Origin of the sequence: uncultured Phascolarctobacterium sp. (assembly GCF_937920985.1) — a bacterium.
Classification (GTDB): Bacteria; Bacillota; Negativicutes; order Acidaminococcales; family Acidaminococcaceae; genus Phascolarctobacterium_A.
The window spans coordinates 57,413-77,272 of sequence record NZ_CALDXR010000034.1 but is presented as its reverse complement, the minus strand read 5'-3'; the positions used below and the strand labels follow the sequence as shown (position 1 = coordinate 77,272).

Annotated in this window: 11 protein-coding genes; all 11 read right to left on the bottom strand. The window is 46.7% G+C overall.

Going from position 1 to position 19,860, the window contains the following annotated elements:
- Positions 1-89: 89 nt before the first annotated feature.
- On the bottom strand, positions 90-3,149 hold the full coding sequence (locus Q0612_RS06385) for an efflux RND transporter permease subunit (RefSeq protein ID WP_298882267.1): 3,060 nt from the start codon (positions 3,147-3,149) through the stop codon (positions 90-92).
- Positions 3,149-4,264, bottom strand: coding sequence for an efflux RND transporter periplasmic adaptor subunit (locus Q0612_RS06380; protein WP_298882263.1), 1,116 nt, complete (start codon positions 4,262-4,264; stop codon positions 3,149-3,151). Before Q0612_RS06380 ends, Q0612_RS06385 begins: the two co-directional genes overlap by 1 nt.
- Before the next feature lie 143 nt (positions 4,265-4,407).
- Positions 4,408-4,965, bottom strand: coding sequence for a hypothetical protein (locus tag Q0612_RS06375; protein ID WP_298882261.1), 558 nt, complete (start codon positions 4,963-4,965; stop codon positions 4,408-4,410).
- 56 nt (positions 4,966-5,021) lie between these two features.
- Entirely contained in the window at positions 5,022-6,980 is a 1,959-nt protein-coding gene (locus Q0612_RS06370; protein ID WP_298882258.1) for a VWA domain-containing protein, read from the bottom strand.
- 12 nt (positions 6,981-6,992) lie between these two features.
- Positions 6,993-8,021 carry an ATP-binding protein gene (locus Q0612_RS06365; RefSeq protein ID WP_021721194.1) on the bottom strand — a complete coding sequence of 343 codons (1,029 nt, stop codon included), beginning with the start codon at positions 8,019-8,021 and terminating at the stop codon, positions 6,993-6,995.
- A gap of 98 nt (positions 8,022-8,119) precedes the next feature.
- Positions 8,120-11,830 carry a cobaltochelatase subunit CobN gene (gene cobN, locus Q0612_RS06360; protein WP_298882255.1) on the bottom strand — a complete coding sequence of 1,237 codons (3,711 nt, stop codon included), beginning with the start codon at positions 11,828-11,830 and terminating at the stop codon, positions 8,120-8,122.
- Between the two features lie 131 nt (positions 11,831-11,961).
- Positions 11,962-12,939: an ABC transporter substrate-binding protein gene (locus Q0612_RS06355; protein WP_298882252.1), complete on the bottom strand. Its 978-nt coding sequence runs from the start codon at positions 12,937-12,939 to the stop codon at positions 11,962-11,964.
- An 87-nt stretch (positions 12,940-13,026) separates the two neighbouring features.
- Positions 13,027-14,937: a TonB-dependent siderophore receptor gene (locus Q0612_RS06350; RefSeq protein ID WP_298882249.1), complete on the bottom strand. Its 1,911-nt coding sequence runs from the start codon at positions 14,935-14,937 to the stop codon at positions 13,027-13,029.
- 216 nt (positions 14,938-15,153) lie between these two features.
- The gene (locus Q0612_RS06345) at positions 15,154-16,644 is read right to left on the bottom strand and encodes an ATP-binding protein (protein WP_298882246.1); all 1,491 of its coding nucleotides are present in this window, start codon (positions 16,642-16,644) and stop codon (positions 15,154-15,156) included.
- Between the two features lie 143 nt (positions 16,645-16,787).
- On the bottom strand, positions 16,788-17,747 hold the full coding sequence (locus tag Q0612_RS06340; RefSeq protein ID WP_298882243.1) for an ABC transporter substrate-binding protein: 960 nt from the start codon (positions 17,745-17,747) through the stop codon (positions 16,788-16,790).
- Positions 17,748-17,916: 169 nt separating this feature from the next.
- The gene (locus tag Q0612_RS06335; RefSeq protein ID WP_298882240.1) at positions 17,917-19,848 is read right to left on the bottom strand and encodes a TonB-dependent siderophore receptor; all 1,932 of its coding nucleotides are present in this window, start codon (positions 19,846-19,848) and stop codon (positions 17,917-17,919) included.
- Between the last annotated feature and the right edge of the window lie 12 nt (positions 19,849-19,860).

Here is a 19,860-nt window from a genome sequence, read left to right as displayed (position 1 = left end):
TTAAATTTCGCTTTGAGAATCTTTCTTTTTTCATGTCTATAGTATACTACACAAGTCTTATATATTCAACATATATTCTTATTATTACATTAAATTCTACTAGGAAATTTTTCTTTCAACCATAAAAACAGTATCGGCAAAACCAAAAGCGTAAACACTGTCGACGTTATCATACCGCCGATGATAACCCACGCCATACTCACGCGCGTTTCCGAGCCTGCGCTCAGCGACAGCGCCGTCGGCAGCATGCCCACCACCATCGTCATTGCTGTCATAAAGATTGGCTTCAGACGCGTTTTGCCTGCCTCGATTACCGCTGCCTTCGCCGTCATGCCTTCATGCATCAGCGTCAGCGTATAGTCCAAAAGCAGTGTACCGTTTTTCGCTACCAGGCCATCCATAACCAAGATGCCGATGAGGGAATACAGGTTGATGGTGTTATGCGTCAAAAGCAGGCAGAAGATGGCACCGATAATGCCCAGCGGCAGCGAAAACATACGGATGAACGGCGTGAATACCGATTCATAAAGCACTGCCAGCAGCAGATAAATCAACAGCAGTGAAAGCGACAATGCCATAGCCATTTCGGCAAAGGAATCGTTCATTGTCGTCGCCTGTCCGGAAAACTCGTAGGTACTCTTGAGGCCGGCAGCATTGAGCTTTTGCGTCAGCTCCTTGATTACCTCGTTCAGCGGTCTGTCCGTCAGGTTGCACTGTATGTTGATGATGCGCTCCTTGTTCACGCGACGGATTGTAATCGGGCCTACGCCCTCTTCTACGTCAGCAAGGTCGCCAAGAAAGACGCTGCCTCTGCCTGTCTGCACAGGAATAGCGCGCACGTCTTCAATATCATAACCGCTGCCACCGGCAAAACGTACTGCAATGTCGGTGTCGTTACCATGGTTTTGCACATCGTTCGCCAGCACACCGGCGCTGCGTCCGCCAATGGCAGCGTTAAAGGACTGCGCTACATCATTGACTGTCGCATGATAATATTTCAGCTTGTCGCGGTCTACCGTCACCTTCAGCTCCGGCATACCCTTGACATAGGAATTTTTGATATCCTTCAGGCCTGCGGTCGAAGCAAAAATCTGCTCCACCTTAGCAGAGTCAGCCACAAGCTGGTCCATATCGCTGCCCTTAAGCTCCACCTGTACCGGTGAGCGCACAAGGTTGCGACCGCCCGAAACACCGGTAACGGATGACTGAATCTCATTGACGCGCACCTTGATTTCGCCCAAATTCTGCTTGGCAAAGCTGCGGATGCCCTGTGCTACCTGCCAGACATCCCTGCTGCGTTCATCGCTGCTTTTCAGCGCGATGACCAGCTTGCCCATGCTCTGCGTCGTCGTTACATTCGTCATGTAATGCTCGATTTCCGGCACCTTAGCCAGATAATCTTCGAACAGCAGCAACGCCTCGTTCGTCTGGTCGGCGTTATAGCCGGTGGGCAGCTCGATATTCACCTGAATCGCGCTTTCGTCGGTACGCGGCATGTACTCCGAGCCAACTATACCGAGCGGCACCAGCGCCACCGCCACCGCGAAGGCTGCCAACACGCCCAGCACCAGCTTCTTCGGCTTTTCGATGCATTTGCGCAGCAGAACATCATATTTGGCAATCGTCTGCGCTTCAAAAGCATCCAATCTGCTCCACAGCTTGCCTTTGGGCTCTTCTACGCCGTTTTTATAAAAGCGCGAAGCCAGCATCGGCGTCAGCGTAAAGGAAACAATAAGCGACATCAACGTAGCAAAAACAATCGTCATACCAAACTGCTTGAAAAACTGGCCTGTCGCACTCTGCATAAAGGCAATCGGCAAAAATACCACCACGTCACAAAGCGTCATAGCGATTGCCGCCATGCCAATCTCATTACGTCCTTCCTCCGCTGCCACGTCGGCGCTTTTGCCCATCGCCAGAAAGCGATGGATATTCTCCAACACAACAATGGAGTCATCGACGAGAATACCGATACACAGCGCCATACCCATAAGTGACATCATATTGAAGGTAAAGCCTGCCAGATACATAAGGAAGAAGGTTGCAATAAGTGAGGTCGGAATGGCAATCATAACTGCCATAGAGGACTTCCAGCCACGCAGGAACATATACAAAACAAGTCCTGTGGTAACAAGACCTTCCAGCAAGGTTTTAAGCGTGTTGCTCAGGGAATCGCGCACGAAATGCGACTGATCATAGACAACAGTAAAAACGTAGTCCGGATAATCCTTGCGCAACGTTTCCAGCTGCTGCAGCACACCATCCGCTGTATCAACGATATTGGCACCGCTGGCCTTATACACCTCCAGCGACACCGCCTCGTTTCCGTCAACACGGCTATAGGCCACGGCACGCTTATCCTTGGCCTGCACGTTGGCCACCTGTCCCAGCTCGATGTATCTGCCGCCTGCACCCTTAAGCTGCAGGTGCTGAATCTCCTCCGGAGCCTTATACTGCGCCTGCAGACGCACGGTTTTTTCCAAAGCATCAGTATAGACAGAGCCGGAAGAAACAATAACGTTTTCCTTGCGCACTGCTGTAATAATATCCTGCAGAGTCAAACCGTAATAATTGAGCTTATCCTTGTCAACCTCGATTGCGATTTCCTTGGCACGTCCGCCGGTAACGTCAACATCGGCTACACCGGCAGCCTGCTGTAGCCGTTCCTTAAAGCTGCTGTCAGCCAAGGCAAAAATATCGTCCAGGTTATCCTTGGAGGTTGCCGCAATCTGGATAATAGGAAACTCCTCAGAAGAACGCTTGAGCACTGCAGGCTCATCAATATCCTCCGGCAGATTCTTACGGATACGGCTGACTTTTTTCGTTGCCTCGATAGCCACCATATCAGCATCGGCCTGACTGTCCAGCTCGACAAAAATCTCCGCACGTCCGGGACGTGTAGCGGAACGCACCTGCTTGAAGTGCGAAATTGAGGACAGCTCGTCCTCAATCGGCTTCGTCACCTGCTGCTCGACTGATTCCGTGCTGGCGCCGGGATAATTGACAATAACGCTGATAAATTTAGAGTCCACGTCCGGCAGCAGCTCCACGCCAATGCGAAAGAAGCTGATAAGACCAAGGACGCAGACTAATATGTAAATCATGCAGATACCGATAGGCCGTTTGATGGAAAAGCGCGTAATATTCATTACTTCTTCTCCTCCTTGGCTACCTCAACTGCCATGCCGTCACGCAGACGCGCAAGATTATCAAGGATAACCGTATCGCCTATCTTCACACCCTGCACTATTTCAATGCTTTCATTATTGCTTGCACCGGTGGTAACAGGCTTTTTCAACGCCTTGTTACCCTTGCCCAGCACATAAACAAAATATTTGCCATCCCGTTCGAGAACGGAATTTTTAGGTAAATATATAGTGGATGGCTTTTGCAGAAAACGCAATTCACCCTTGGCAAACAAGCCTGCCTTTACATTGGAGCCAGGCTCATCCAGCCTGATGCGGAGGGTAAACTTGTTTGTTTCCCTGCTTCTTACAGGGCTCACATAAACAACAGTACCCCGGCATATTTCGCCAATCGCCTCCAGCTTCAGCTCGACCTGCGTGCCAACGGTAACAGAAGCAGCCTCAGCCTCTGTAATATCGCAGTCCACTGTAAAACCGCTGTCATCCAAAAGGGTAAGCAGCCTGCTGCCTGCAGGCGCATAGCCACCCACTTCTGCATCGCGGTAGGTAATAATACCTGCGCGTGGTGCCTTAAAAATCAGATCGTGATACTTGTTTTGCGCAATAATGTACTCCTGCTCGCGTCTGGCAGCAATCTGCTCCTGACGGTAAACCTGCGACGGTGTGCCGTCATAATCCACCTGCTGCGCCAAAGCATCGTACTGCGCCTTTTTATTAGCCAGCGTCTGCTCCATGCTGTCCAGCTCGGACTTGGAAACAGCGCCCTGCGCATAAAGCTTACGGTAACGCTCCGCGTTGACCTGCGCCAGCTTATAATCCGCCTCATAACGGGTCAAACTGGTGCTGTAGCTCACGTCCGTAGTTGCCGCATTAGCTCCGGCCTCGGCATAGCGTGCCTGGGCCTTGAGCATTTCGGCTCGGGCATCGTCAAGATGCTGCACCAGAAGAATATCCCCGGCCTGCACCTTGCTGCCCAAATCCACATTAACCTCGTCGACGATACCGGCATACTTGTTGACGATATCAATCTGTGCCTTAGCCTTCAGCTGGCCAAAAAGATTAATGCTTTTATACAATGGTCGTCTGCTTACCGTCTGCGTGTGCACAATAGGTTTCATTACTGCTTTTTTTGACGGAGACTGGTTGGAGAGATGCCTGAGGCCCAGTGTCAAGGTAATGCCTATCACAGAGATAGCAAGCAGACTAAGGAGTTTGTGTTGTAATATATAGTTTTTTGCCTGAGTAAAATCCGGGCGCAGCATTATTTCGTTGCTGCTTGCGCATCAGCAGCTACTGCCTGCTGGCAGATTTCCCACATAGCCTCAGCAAAGCTACCTACTGGAACCGGAACAAACTTCAGCTCTTTCGCCTGATGGCTCAGCAGAGTTTTCTTGCTGCCATATACATCCATGCTCTCTACGCCGTAGGTTTTATCATGCAGGTTAAATGTCATGATAATTTCGCAGTACTGCACCTTCTCTTTTTTAGCCAGAGAAGCCTTGTATTTTTCATTGAGCTTTTTCAGCATATCCTTATCGGTGAAAACGGTTTTCGTCAGCACGGAAATAATATTTTTATCAGGCAGGCCGTTAGTAACCTTGCTGAAGGTCAAAGAATCCATATCGTAAGCATAAATGCCGACATTGTTTTCCACCACGATGGACCAGCGAGCCTGCTCCTGTTCTTCCTCGCTCGGTTTAGGCATCATGCTGATTTCCCAGTTCATACCCTCCTGAGTTGCAGGCTTCTTATCTGCATCCGCAGCAAAAGCAGTTGCACAGCAAAATAAGGTCATCAATAAAATAAGCAGTTTTTTCATGAAAACTCCACTCCTTTATATTTTAGTATACCTATTAGTATACTATACTCTTATCTTTAATTCAAATTTCTTACGATATGAATAATATTTTCTTTCGACAGCTTCTGCAGCGTATAATAATTGGCCTGCATAGCGGCGGCAACCTTCTTTGCCAGGCCCAGCTTAATAAAATCGCTTTCCGTATCAATCACCACAGAGGTAATTTTAGCCTTAGCGATTTTTTCGGCAATGCTGATTGCTGCAGCAACAGGATCCTTTTCGCCCTCGTGTACAGCATTCGCGCGTCCGTCGGTTACAACGATAAGAATCGGCTCCAGCTCACTGTCACGCTTATTCATCATCGCCAGTGTCTGCAGCGACAGCGCCAGTCCGTCTGCCAGCGGCGTTTTGCCACCGGTCGGCATTTCCGCCAGACGCTTCTGCGCCAAGTCCACGCTACGGGTAATCGGCAGCAGCATATCCGCCTTATCGCGGCGGAAAGCTATCATGCCTACGCGGTCACGTTTCTGATAAGCCTCCTGCAGCATATAGAAAATGGCACCCTTAACGGCACGCATACGCTCACGCGCACCCATAGAGCCGCTGGCATCCACCGCAAACAGGAAGGTGTTGCCGATGCGTTTTTCACGCACCTTCTGGCGCAAATCCTCTTCCTTAATGTTCAGCGCACAGCCATTGTCCTCACGCATTCGTTGGTAAGGCGCTGCGGCACGGATAGTAGCGTCAAAGGCCAGGTCGGTAACCTTGCTCTTAGCCTGTTCGGCACGCACATAACGTCCCTGCTTCAGGTCGGTCTTCGTTACGCTGCGTTTGCCGCTGCCGCGGCGCACATTGCGGTCCTTGCCCAAATCCAGCAGCATCTTCGGCAGGCGGAAGCTTTTGTCGATATCGGCAAGCTGTTCCTCCGGCGCCAGATTGCTGTTATTGTGCTCCTGCTGCTGCTCGTCCTCATCGCTTTCGTCGTCCTCGTCATCTTCGTCAGAAGCATCGTCATCTTCTTCGTCCTCGCCGTTATCTAATGGCGGTGGTGGCGGCGGCAGCTGGTTATCTTCATTATCCTCGTCGTTATTATCATCGTCAGGATTATCTTCGTTATCCTGCTCGTTTTCCTCTTCGTTTTGGTTATCGTCCTGCTGCTCCTGCTCCTCAGGCTGTTGCTCGGGCGGCTTGCGCATACGATGTGGCAGCACGAACTGCGCTGCCTCCTCCACGTCCTTCGGCAGCACGTAAGCGCGGCCTGCCAAGGCAGCGATAGCGCGTGCAGCCTCCAGCAGATATATCTCCGCACGATGACCGGCGCAGAAGGCCTGCGAGCACAGTTGGGCGGCAAGCATCAGCATCGCGTCGCTCACCTCTACCTGCGGCAGCAGCTCACGCGCTGCCTGCAGCTTCGCTGCCAGGGCAGCAGTTTCTTCTGCATATTGCCCGCAAAACGCAAGGGTATTGCTACTATATTCTAAGGCACGTTGGATAACCTCCACACGTTGGCCGATATCCTGCAGTGCCTGCATATCGGTGTACATACCGAAGCGGTCCAGAATATGTCCGGGCAAAGTGCCTTCCTCCGGATTCATCGTAGCAATGACGGTCGTGCGCACCTCATGGCTGCAGCTGATGCCGTCACGCTCTACATTGTTGATGCCGGCGCTATTGGCATCCAGTGCCGCAGTCAGCAGCTCCTGCCGTAGCAGGTTAGCTTCATCAATATAAAGAATGTTATCTGTCGCACGCGCCAAAATTCCCGGTGAAAAGCGTTTTTCGCCCAGGCTTACGGCAGCCTCCAGGTCAATGCTGCCAAAAAGCATATCCTCTGTTACATTCAGCGGCAACGTCAGCATCCTTTGCGCACCAATCAAACTCTGCACACTGCGGGCCAGCACGGATTTTGCCGTACCCTTGGCACCGCCTATGAGCAGGCCGCCTGCTCTGCGGTTGACCAGAGCAATGAGCAAGGCCTTTTTAGCCTCCTCCTGCCCCACGACCGCAGCAAAGGGATAAAGATTATTTTTAAGCATAGTCAACGCTCCTTAGGCTTCGGCAGCCAAAAAGCTTTCTACCTTATTCCAATCCAGCTCGCCCTCTTCAAACGGACGGCGGCGCATACGGTGCGGCAGCACCAGCTTAGCTGCTTCCTTCAGGTCATCAAGGTTAGCCTGCTTGCGGCCGTTGAAGGCAGCCAGAGTCAGCGCTGTCTTGATCACAGTAATATCCGCACGGTGACCGTCTACACCCAGCTCAACAGAAAGCTTAGCCACAGTTTCCAGCAGCTTGTCATCAATAGTTACCTCCGGCAGCAGCTTGCCGGCAGCGATAATTTTTTCTGCCAGCTCCTCCTGCGCTTCCTTATAGCCTGCAATAAAGCTTTCCGCATCGTTTTCGTAAGCCAGACGGCGTTTGATTACCTCTACGCGCTGCAGCGGGTCATGCTCGCCGGTAACGACAACGCTCAAACCAAAGCGGTCCAAAAGCTGCGGGCGGATGTCACCCTCTTCGGGGTTCATAGTGCCTACCAGCACAAAGCGTGCGGGGTGGGAATAGGAAACGCCCTCGCGCTCAACAGTGTTTACGCCCATGGCAGCGGCGTCCAGCAGCACGTCTACAACGTGGTCATCCAACAGATTGATTTCATCTACATATAAAATGTTGCGGTTGGCCTGCGCCAAAATACCTGGTTCAAACTTTTTCTCACCATGCTTAATTGCATGCTCAATATCCAATGTGCCGACAACGCGGTCCTCGGTTGCGCTTACAGGCAGTTCAACCACGCGCATGTTGATGGTTTCCTCCGGCAAGGTGCCTTCTGCCTGCAGCTTAGCAGTACAGTCATCACACAGCTGGCTGCTGTGCGGGTCACAGTGGAAGCGACAGCCGTGCACAGCCGCCATCGGCGGCAGCAGCTCGGCAAGAGCGCGTACAGCAGTGGATTTGGCCGTGCCCTTTTCACCTTTAATCAAAACACCGCCCAAGGCCGGGTTAATAACATTCAAAATCAGGGACAGCTTCATTTCCTCCTGTCCTACAATCGCAGTAAAAGGATATACAGCAGTACGTTTCATTTATATTCCTCCGTTTATTAAAAAGAGCTATCAATAAAATATGTATCTAATTATACAGTGTCTACTAGGTATACACGCAAGCGATTTAGGGAAAAAATTTATGCATCGCCGCGTTCTTCGATTTCGCCTTCGATATTCAGCACCAACTCCTGCAGTGACTGCTTAGTCTGCGGCTTGGCGTTCCACAGCTGGCGCTGCTCCGCCTCCAGTAAAACCTCCGTCAGTCTGCGCAAAGCCCAGGGATTAACCTCAGCAAACCATTTTTGCATATCTTTGTCCAAAGCGTACTTTTCCGCAAACTTTTCATACATCCAGTCCTCCATAACAGCACTGGTAGCATCCCATTGGAAGCAATTGTCAACATATGTTGCCAAATCGCCTGCTCCCTTATAACCAAACTCCTTCATGCCCCGTATATATTTGGGATTAATCGCCTCACCGCGGAACAGACGCTTGACCTCCTCTGCCAGCGTGCGAATCACGACATGCTGACGGTCAGAGCTGTCACTGCAATAGTTTTTCGGCATCTTGCCGCTGAAATTACGCACTGCAGCAATCATGCCGCCGCGGTAAGCGTTATAATCATCGGAATTCAACAAGTTAGACTCGCGGTTATCAATATTGCTTACAGTAACCTCCAGCTTTGCCATCCGCTCTGTAAACAGCTGCGGCCTGTACTGACCTTTTTCACCCTCGCCGTAAACATGCGCACCCCAGCGAACATACACGTCGGCAATATCGCCCAAATCATCCCAATTGCGGGAAGCCAAAAGTGCGCTCACGCCAGCGCCATGCGCACCCTGCGGGTCGCCGAAAATGCGGTAGGATGCCTGTCTCCAGGCCTGCTCCTTATCCACGCCCTCGCTTTCTAATCGCTGAGATTCCTCCACAACATGCTTGCGCACAAAGTTATCTTCAAAGCTTTCATCCAACGCCGCCACCTGCTGCACTGCTTTATCCAGCCAGCAAACCGCTCCCGGCAGCGTGTCACGGAACAGGCTGCTGATGCGTCCGGTAACGTCAACACGCGGACGCTTCAGTTCATCAAGCGGAATAATCTCGATGCCTGTCACCTTCAGGGTTCCTTTCTGCCAAACAGGACGCACGCCCATCAGGCGCATAAATTCCGCCATACACTGACCATTAGAGCGCATGTTATATGTTGCCCACAGCAAAATACCAACACTTTCGGGATAACGCCCTTCCTCCGCCACAAACTTGTTAATTACGTCCTCCGCCATCTGCGAACCGATTTTCCACGCTACGGGCGTAGGCAGCAGCTGCGGGTCAACGCCGTAAAAATTGCGTCCGGTCGGCAAAATCTCGGCACCGCCGCTTGTAGGCGCGCCGCCGGCGCTAGGCTCAATATATTCTGACTGCAGCGCACGGATGCAGTTGCTTCGTTCCCAGGTAGTATTTGCCAGACTGGGATACAGCTTGTCACAGATAAAGCCGGCTATTTTGATAAGATCCTGCTGCACAGCCTCATCCCAACATTTTACGCACTCCAACGCACGTAATTTATCTTCGTGGACTACGAAACCATCATTTTGCAGCAGACGGATAATCTCCAAGCATTGGCCGTTAATTTTATCAAGCAGCATACCGTAGCTCAAAATACCGTCCGGCAACAGCTTACTGCTGTTGTCAATCAGCTCATAATAATCATAGCCGTAAGCCTGTGCCAAGGTTTTAGGCAGTGACGGCATATCGGGATTTTCCAAGCGCACCAACGCATAAAGATATTCCGTAAGCTTTTCGCCCTGCGGCGGATTGCCCATGATATGCAGGCCGGTAGTCATCTGCATATTCTTCAAGTCCGTCAGATACGTGTGCAGATGGCTGACATATTCGTCAAAATCGGCAGCATCCTCTTCACGCACCTCATCCGTAAGGTCGGCAGCAGCGGCCTTCTCCCTGATTTGTGCCATCGGCTCACTCAAATCGGCATCCTTATCAGCCTTAAAATGTACATATTCCTCCAAAGCCTTTTCCAGCTCCGCCAGCTCATCATACACACCACTGATACTCAGCGGCGCCGAAAGATAGCTGATGAGGCAGGCAGCACTGCGACGCTTGGCCTGTATGCCCTCGCCCGTATCGACAACCCAATAGGGATAGACGTTTAGCAAATCACCGGTGCAGATATCCGGATAGCATTCATTACTCATCGCCACGCCCTTACCCGGAAGCCATTCCAGACTGCCATGCGTACCGATATGCATCATCGCATCTGCGCCCCAAATATCGCGCAGCCAATGATAAAAGCCTAAATAATGATGTGTCGGCGCGCAGTCGGGCGAATGGTAAATTTTGTCAGGATCCTCGCCAAAGCCACGCGGTGGCTGCATCGTAATAAAAATATTGCCGTTCATCGTTCCGGGAATCAACAGAAAATCATCATAAAAGAAAACCTCGCCCGGGGCTTCGCCCCAATCGTTCGCCAGACGTTGCTGTACCTTTTCCGGCAACGTCCTGTAATAATCGCGGTATGCACTGACGAGCAGCTTGGCATCGGCATTATCAATCTGCTTTTCGCTCATATAGTCCCTGTCATTCGTCGCACCGGCAATAAGCTCATCAATAAATTCCTGCCTGTCTGTCGGGATATGGTCAACGACATAGCCTGCATTCCGCAAATCCTGCAGCAGCAGGCGCACGCTTTCAATACTGTCTATTGCCGCACAGCTGCCAATGTTGGAATTGGTCGACGGATGGTTGTGAAAAACAATGGCTATTTTCTTTTCCGCATTCGGTTTAATACGCAGAAGTGCCAGCTTTTTTGCTTTGCGCACCAACATATTCATGCGCTCCGCAATCTCCTGCGTAACCTGCTTACCTTCCGCATCACGCTCCACCGTCGTCACTGGGCAGCTATGAATAATTCCGTCGAATTCCGGCAGACTCACACTGTACGCCACCTCTACAGCGCTCATGCCGTCAAAGTTTTCATACCATTCCTGATATGAGCGGTACAGGGTATAGGCCTGCAACACTGTAATATTCAGCTTTGTCAAATCATCAAGCGCGCAGGCACGGATGCTGAACAGTGAAAATTTTATAGTGTTGATGAAAACATCGGCATAGCATTTGCCTTCCACACAAACATACTTGCTTAAGGCTTCTTTAAAGCCGCCGCAGCCGCTTGCGGCGTCAGGCGAGCTTGTAGAGAAGAAGCATAAGGCGTTGCACCCCAACGCTTCAATCTCTCTGACTACCGCATCTGCAAAAACGGTATTGCCCCACAGCCAATCACTGCGGAAGAAAACTACTGCCAATGTCGGTCTGTCCGCCTTGCAAAAATCACGGCGATATTCCTCCACATCATGATAAATTTTGGTTGCTTGCGGATGATAAATACCATCCCACGGCAAAAGCTCGGGAGCAGGCGCATTACATGCTGCCTGCAAAAACTGCTGCGCCAGCCACAGCCACAAATTCGTCCAGTTCTGCAGACCGCCGAATTTATAATAATCATTTATCCGCTTAAGCTCCTCCTCAGACAGCCCGCCGTGCAGTACATCCTCCGGATTACCGGTCATCAGATAGACGTGCTTCTTTTTGTTGTCTAGCAGATATGATGATGATTCCGACAGGAACTTGGTGCTCAGACCTGTGCCCATCCACGGGAAAATGACAACCTCAGCCTGCTGCAGCTGCTTTTCCATCTCCTTCGTCCACTCTGTATCGCTGGGGACATACAGCACCTGTCCCGCGACAGCTTCCTGCGTCTGCTGAGCCAGCTTCAATGCGTCCTGCATATAGGTTGCAGTCTGCTCCATATTGGTGAGAAATAAAATTTGCTGCATCGTTTCACCTCCAATAATTTATCAATACTTATATGCTTGCATAAAAACGAGGACGAACAACCATCGCCCTCATAATAAAATAATATTACGCTATATAGTTCTCATACAGTCAAGCACTTCGGGTTTATTTGCTAATATCCCTTAAGAAAAACTTCCTCTCCATCAGGAAATATATCTCCATAAGCAAGATTAGCAATCTTCCTGATAGCCCATACGCAGTTTTGATTAGAGGCATATAAATACTTGTCCTTCAAATAGCATACACGATTATTCTTGACTGCCTCCAGATTAGCCAGCGCAGGATCCTCCAAAAATTCCTTTTTATACCCGTCCTTGTTATCATGCTTAAGCTCCCAGGACAGTGAAAGCAGAAAGTAATCTGGGTTAGCACGTAGCATTACTTCCTTGTCCATCAGCTGACCATTAAGCACACCTATCTCCGCAGGCGCATTTTTCACACCGGCATAATGGCACATCTCATCAAAAAAAGAGCCCTTGCCACCGTAATTATGGTTCATTTTAGAAACAAGCATAACACTTTTTGGTTTCACGCCAGCGCTATCCACCTTGTTTTTAATATAGTCGAGCTGTTTTTGCATTTTTTGCAGCAGCTTGTCTGCATGCTCCTTTTCGCCGACAGCCTGACCTATATCCTGAATCTGCTTTTTAATTTCTTCCACATTATTCGCATTGCTCACAACATATACAGGTATTCCCATACCACGATAAGTCTGAATGCGGTTTTCACCTGTGCTCTCTCGGGCGATGATTAAATCCGGCTTGAGTGCCAGAACCTGCTCTGAGGAAAAATCATAGTTTAATTTTGTAGGCTTTTTGATTGCCTCAGTACTGATATAAGATACCGAAGCATCATACATTGATTTAGAGAGAGCAATAACACGCTCTTCATCAACAAGTCCCATTACAATATTGTCCAGATTAAAATGTGTTGTCATAATCCGCTGGGGCTTTTTGGCAAATTTTATTACAGTCCCCTGCGAATCAACTACCTGATAGGCTGCTCCGCTTGTTTTTTCAACGTCCTGCTTTTGACAACCTGCTGTACAAAATGCCAACAGCAGCAAAAGCTTCAGTAACTTCTTCCACATTGTTTCACCTCATTTTTCTGTTATGTGAAAAAGCAGGACGGAATATATCCGCCCCACTTTTTCGGGAGTGTTAGCTGCCTTAATCTATCAGAAACTATACTCTACTCCTAATTCAAAGTTTCTGCCCGGTGCTGAGAACCATTTATCGTTAGGATTCAATTCATAGCTTGTCTCAGTATACATTCTATTAAATATATTGTTAACTCTACCAAAAATATTTATTGTTTTTGTCGGTTTGTAGTTAACAACACTATCCCAAACCCAATATGTTCTAAACGATTTACCAATTGTTTGGTTTTTAGATCTGTTCTGAGCTTTGCCAACGGTCAAACGACCTGCTAAATCTACATCAAATTTACTGCTGTTGTAATTCATACCTAAATTAAAGTTACTTCTTGGCATTGCACCATTTCTGTTAGGTGCTTTGCCGGCATCTGGCTTAATATATAAATAGTTATAACCAACATTAGCACTGAAACCATTTCCTAAGATTTTGTTTAATCTTAAAGAAGCACCTCTTGCATGTTCTTGAGCAATATTTACATATTGTCCTTTTGGATGAGTTGCAGTAGGTGTAGCATCATAAGCCATAGCATCATTTGAGTCGCGTTTAAAAACATTTAAGCTACCAGTAGTTGTATCATCAATAATGAAATTCATACCAGCTTCTAACGAGGTACCACGTTCTGCTCTTAAATCAGGATTACCATAAACAGCGCTATACAAATGAGCTATGTAAGGCGCTGTAAAGAAACGTTTATAACCTAAATAAGCATTAATTTTATCGCTAGGACTATAACCCAAAACAAAGCTAGGTGTATTTGCACGTCCGTATCTAGATTGGTCGTCCATTCTTAAGCCGCTAGTGAATTTCCATTTATCATTAAATGTCCATTCATCTTGCACAAAAAATGATTTGTTGCTAATTTTCACACCGCTTGTGTTAGCGGATTTATTTTTATACAAATTAACTTTATCCCTATAATAATCAATGCCACTTACTATAGTATGTTTACCATCTTTGTAAGTTAATTGATCACTAAAACCCTCTGTAGTAAAGTCATTGACTTTAAAATAATCCTTTTCCTGTCCCTTGTTTCTATTTCTAAAATAAGATAAGTTGTTTTCTAAATTATTATTAACTTTTTGATTATAAACAGTCTCAAAACGTGAATTATTTCTTGTACCAGGTGTAATGTCAGGTGCACTCCAACCACTATTAGTGATAACATAATCAGATTTATATGTCATATAATTTACAAACAACTCTGCATTATCATTAAAACGTTTCCCTATTTTATATGTATTATTTGTAGCATCTAACTTATCTACAATTTTTCTACCCCATCCGTCTTTATAGTCTCCCGTACGTTTCTTTTGAGCAGAAATATTCCAATAAAACCCATCTTTACTACCACTATGCGAGAAGTTATATTGTTCTCTATCATAACTGCCTGTTATAGCCGTTATTTTACTTTTTGACTCACCATCTTTAATTTTTCTTGTGATAATATTAATAACACCACCTTGAGCATCAGAACCATACAAAGTAGACGCAGAACTCTTTAAAATTTCTACTTTTTCAACACCTTCCATATTGCTAATTTCGGCTAAAGCCATTTTTCCCGCAGTACCGCAACTACCATTAATATTTGCGCGTTGTCCATCAATTAAAACAACAACATTAGAAGAGCCATTAATATAAAGGTTATTAGAAATAGAACCCTCTCCATTAGAACCATAATGTGCAATAAATACCCCAGGAATATCTCTCAAAGCTTGGCTAATATTGTCAAAATGACGTTCTTCTATCTGCTTGCGTGTAATTACTTGAATATTTGCATTTGCTTTAAATTCTTCTTCACTTGTGCGGCTTGCCGTAACAACCATTGTATCCAAAGAATATTCCGGCATACTGTCTGCAAAAGCAGCAGGCGTAACTCCACCCAATAAAACAGACAGCATCACTGCGCTGCCAAGATAATTGATCTTCTTCAAAATACTCATCCTTCCTTTACAGTCCATACTCAGCAATATAATTCACAAAAAAGCCTGCCATAACGCAGCCCCAGCAACTATGCTTCGTTAATTCTAAACAGTATAGTGTTCATACAGTCAAGCGTTTTATTAAATTATTTTTCTTACTAAGAGTCATTACGCTTTTATATTAAAAAGCAGGACAGAATAAATCCGTCCTGCTTATCATAGCATATGTTATTTTCTCACATATCTCTGCTTGGAGCTTTTAGGCTTATCCGGCAGCGTCAAAGAGATTTTTCCGACGTCAATCAACGGCTGCACAATTTTGGACATGGAATAATAGCGCGAAAAGCCCAGGAATTCAATAATCTCCTGTCTGGAGCGAGGCACTGCACAGAATGCCAACAATCGTTCTTCAACGCTGTCCGCCTGATTGCTATTATATTGCGCCTGTTCCTCATGTACAGCGCCAAAGCCAGCAGCAGGCATATCATACACCTGAGCAATTTTGCTCTTAAAGGTAACTACAAACTCGCCATGGCGGATACAAAAAGCCGGCGGTGGCAGCTGCGCCTTCTGCAGCTCGTGATAAATGGTCGGAATGCCGCTATAACGGTTTTCGGTAACATGCAGCAGCTCCAAAATATTCGCCAGCGCACTGTTGCGCGTATCCGGCCGCACCTTGCCCAAAGCATCAAGCGTCAGCTTGCCATATAAGCCACCGCTGGAAATAATCTCCAGACGATTACGATATATTTCCAGACGCACAGGCACGTTTTCCGAGTGAATACTGTAATCGCGATGTACCAATGCATTAAGAATCGCCTCACGCACTGCCTTCAGCGGATATTCATCCCTGTCCGCACGCTTGCCCTTATTATCTATAATCGTACTGTGGCGGCTGTTGCGGTTCACAAAATCAACCGCCTCGTCTACCATTTCATCTATCGTGCCGGTAATACGCTCATTATCAATAAAGCGCTCGCCCTGCAAACCGGGCTCGCCCATTTCATTGCCGGGCAAAGCAACAGCCGTAATGCAAAGCTGTGGAAAAGCTCCCTGCGGATATTTAGAAAAACACAGCTCGCCCGCTAACGTCGGCTGTCCGTTTACCGTAACACCCATCAGCTCCAGGATTTCTTCATCACTGACATGCTTAGCCAGATTTTTGCGGTCTTTTTTTACTGCCTGCAAAAAGCAAGCCAGCTTTTCTTCATCAAAAAAGCTTCTGCGCGCACCCGTTGCTTCGCGAATATCGTCGCGAATACGCTTACGAAAGGCATCATAGCTATAAATTTCATACTCGCTCATCGGCTCATCAGCATCGCCCACACGTATATAAGCGCCTTTCAATCTGCCTGTACCACGATAAAAACATGGTCTTTCTGCAACATCTATACCGGGAATCTCTGCCGAAACTACAACCTTATCATCTATTTCACAAACAGTAAATAAAGCACGCACACACGGCGACATCTGATTGCACTGTTCCGTTACCTTTTTCTGCAAATCCTGCGCATCATAAACGCCGACGACATCAAAGCCTTTTCTTTCATCTATGCCGAATACGATAACGCCGCCCTCGTCCTGATTGGCAAAGCTCGACAATGTATCGTATAAACGTGTAGGACAGCCCTTGTTGGCAGCCTTTAGCTCTACTGTTTGCATTTCACATTGCAGATGCTTTATTTTGTCAACAAGCTTGCACAAATCATCAGTTTGCATATTTTTCTTCCCTTCTGTTGCTATTTATCTATAGTTTAGCAACTATTCGGCAATTAGTCAACAAGTTTAGCAACTATTTTGGCAACATTAACAAAAAAAGTCGGCAAGCAGCATTTCACCGCTCACCGACGTCATTGATAATTTTATTCACTATATACAGCGTCCGCCAAATCCTCTACAGCGTTGACAATGTACTGCGACACGCACAGCACATGCTTCGCCGGCACTGTATAGACCTTTCTGTTTTTCACTGCGTCCGTAGTCTGGTAACCGGGATTGTTCAGCAGCTCCTCCTCCATCTGCTTCGGATCATGCTGACCATCATAATTCCAGCCCGCAAGTAAAAACACCTCCGGATTGAGCTGAACCACGGCCTCCTGATTAACGATGCCGGGCTTATCATAATGCAGCTCCTCCAAGGCATTGCGCACCTGCGCATATCTGCAGACATCGTTAAACGAAGCCTCCGGACTGTAGTAAGCGCCGTTGCTGCGCATGAAAACCAGACGCTTCTGTTTTTCCTCAGGTATTTTACCTATTTTTTTCTGCACCTTCTTCAGATGTTCATCCATAGCGGCAACCATCATCTCGCCGCGCTCCTTTTCGCCCACAGCCGCACCCAAGAAGCGTATGCACTGGCGTACATCCTCCATACTTTTGGGTGTTCTGTAAACATAAACCTGCAGGTTCATGTCGCGCAGTGACTGAATTACCTCCGGCTTGACGAAATCCGGTATCAATATCAAATCAGGGTGCAGCGCCATAATTGCCTCCGAGCTTTGGCCATCCACTCTGCTGCCCACACTCTGCGCCCGCTCTACGACATTGGAAATCCCCGGATCATCCACCAGCCGCGAAAAGGCAGTGATGCGACTGGCAGGAACAAGGTCAATAAGAATTTCATCCGTACTGATGGACATCGATATTATGCGCTGTGGTTTTTCTTTAAAATACAGCTTATGCCCCTGTGAATCCGTAACCGTATAGGCCGCTGTACTGTTCGATTTTTGCGCATTATTACTGCTGCAGCCTGCAACTATTAAAAGTAAGCTCAGGCACAGCAGCAACGCTGTTATTATCTTTTGGAATTTTTGTTTTAGCATATTTTCTTCATCCTTTGTGTTTTCCTTGGTATAGCTATTATAGCACGGTCAGCGGACTCAGGCACCGGCAAATTATAGCAGTTTGGCATATGAAAAAAGCAGAACAGATTTTGCTCTGCTCCGCCTTTCTCAAAGGAGTTAAGTGTATATGAATAAGGTTAAGGGCTGATTAGAAGGTGTATTCTACACCAACTTGGAAGTTACGTCCCGGTGCCGGATACCAGTTGGAGCTGGAATCAAGCGGAGTCATATTGTAGCATTGATCAGTATACAACTTATTAAAGAGATTGTTTACTTTAAAGAATGCTTTAATATTATCTGTAGCTTTATAGTTTACATTCAAATCGCAAAGCCAGAAGGATTTAAAGCTGTCTGGCACAGTACTTTGTGTTACCATGCGGCCAGGACGTTTTACAATAGCCTTCGCAAACATATTTACATTCAGTTTATCTAAAGTATAATCTGCACCGATTTTCCATTCACCTCTAGGGATATAGCCATCACGGTTACTGTTTTTCTTCGCAGTTTCCGGCGCTATATCGATGTGGGTATAATTGATATAGGAAGAGAATTTATCACTAAACTTCTTATTCAAGCCAAAATTCCAACCATAGGTATTCTCGCTGGTAATATTAGCATAATGACCTGTTGCACCATTATAAGCAATCATATTAGAAGCCTTGGTTTTAAAGTAGCTCAAGGTTGCGGTAAAGTCATTACCGAACTGTTGCTTAATACCGATTTCCTTGGTATTACCATCTGCTGCCTTTAATGACGGATCACCATATTTAGAATATAATTCCGCAATTTTAGGTGCAACAAAGAACTCTTTGTAAGATGCATATACATTAGTTTTTTCATTATCATAGCCAACAGTCACGCTCTTAGCGGTATTGCTGCCGAACTGAGAAGTTTTAGTATATCTCAAACCAGGAGTAATATTAAAGAATTTGGCAAATTTGAATTCATCTTGGATAAAGAATGCTTTATTATCAATGCTTTTTCCGGCAAATTTATTGGAACCGCCAGAAGCAGAATAATCGTTAACAGTATCCTTATAATAATCATAGCCGGCAATCAATGTATTATTGTCAACTTTATAGGTCAATTGGTCAGTAAAACCAACAGTCTTTAAATCCATCAGCCAAACACTACTAGGTTTATTATAGCTATCGTTAAGATTATTAGTATTGCGATAAATAACCATGCTGTTGCTTAACTCATCTGTCAGTTTTTGTTGCCATGATAAGGATAATTTGTCAATATCCTTTTTGCCTTTATTTCTGTCAGCAAGCTGTGGTAATAAACCACCTTGCGCCGGTCTTTCATAATCTGATTTATATTTGCTGTATTTTAATGTAACATCAGCATTATCACCAAATTTATGACCTAATGTCAGTTTATAGTCCTTGCTGTCAACCTTATGAGAAATTTTATCACCATCAGCATCTTTAAAATCTTTTGCCAGGTTTTTCTGAGCAGCAACCATCCAATAGGTACCATCTACATTACCTTGGTTCATGAATCTATAGGTCTGACGATTATAGCTACCACCAATTGCGCTTATAGAAGTACGTACACCATTTTCTGTTTGCTTTCTTGTAATAATGTTAATTACACCACCAACTGCATCAGCACCATACAGAGTAGAAGCAGAACCTTTCAATATCTCAATTCTTTCAACAGTGTCCAGATTTGCATATTCTGACGGAGACAAAGCACCAGAGGTAGAACCATTAACGTTAGCACGCATACCATCAACTAAGACTACTAAATTGGAAGAACCATTAATATACAGTCTGTTAGAAGAATAGTTTTCACCAGTCACGCCATAATTTTGTAAGGTTACGCCCGGTACGTCTTTTAAAGCATCACCTAAATCAGTATAATGCTTTTTCTCTAAATCCTCACGCGTAATAACCGTAACATCAGCTTGCGTATCGAATGCCTTTTGTTCGACTCTGCTTGCAGTTACAACCATCGTGTCCAGCGCATATTCCTGAACATCTTCAGCAGCTAATGCAGTTCCCCCCCAGAGCATACTTGTGCTCATGAGCATTGACATCAAAATAGCGTTACTCAAAACTTTTGCATTTTTCATTTACTCATACAT

Coding starts and splice junctions, on each gene's coding strand:
- Q0612_RS06385 (WP_298882267.1), bottom strand. CDS start 3,149: ATGAATATTACGCGCTTTTCCATCAAACGGCCTATCGGTATCTGCATG.
- Q0612_RS06380 (WP_298882263.1), bottom strand. CDS start 4,264: ATGAAACCTATTGTGCACACGCAGACGGTAAGCAGACGACCATTGTAT.
- Q0612_RS06375 (WP_298882261.1), bottom strand. CDS start 4,965: ATGAAAAAACTGCTTATTTTATTGATGACCTTATTTTGCTGTGCAACT.
- Q0612_RS06370 (WP_298882258.1), bottom strand. CDS start 6,980: ATGCTTAAAAATAATCTTTATCCCTTTGCTGCGGTCGTGGGGCAGGAG.
- Q0612_RS06365 (WP_021721194.1), bottom strand. CDS start 8,021: ATGAAACGTACTGCTGTATATCCTTTTACTGCGATTGTAGGACAGGAG.
- cobN (WP_298882255.1), bottom strand. CDS start 11,830: ATGCAGCAAATTTTATTTCTCACCAATATGGAGCAGACTGCAACCTAT.
- Q0612_RS06355 (WP_298882252.1), bottom strand. CDS start 12,939: ATGTGGAAGAAGTTACTGAAGCTTTTGCTGCTGTTGGCATTTTGTACA.
- Q0612_RS06345 (WP_298882246.1), bottom strand. CDS start 16,644: ATGCAAACTGATGATTTGTGCAAGCTTGTTGACAAAATAAAGCATCTG.
- Q0612_RS06340 (WP_298882243.1), bottom strand. CDS start 17,747: ATGCTAAAACAAAAATTCCAAAAGATAATAACAGCGTTGCTGCTGTGC.
- Q0612_RS06335 (WP_298882240.1), bottom strand. CDS start 19,848: ATGAAAAATGCAAAAGTTTTGAGTAACGCTATTTTGATGTCAATGCTC.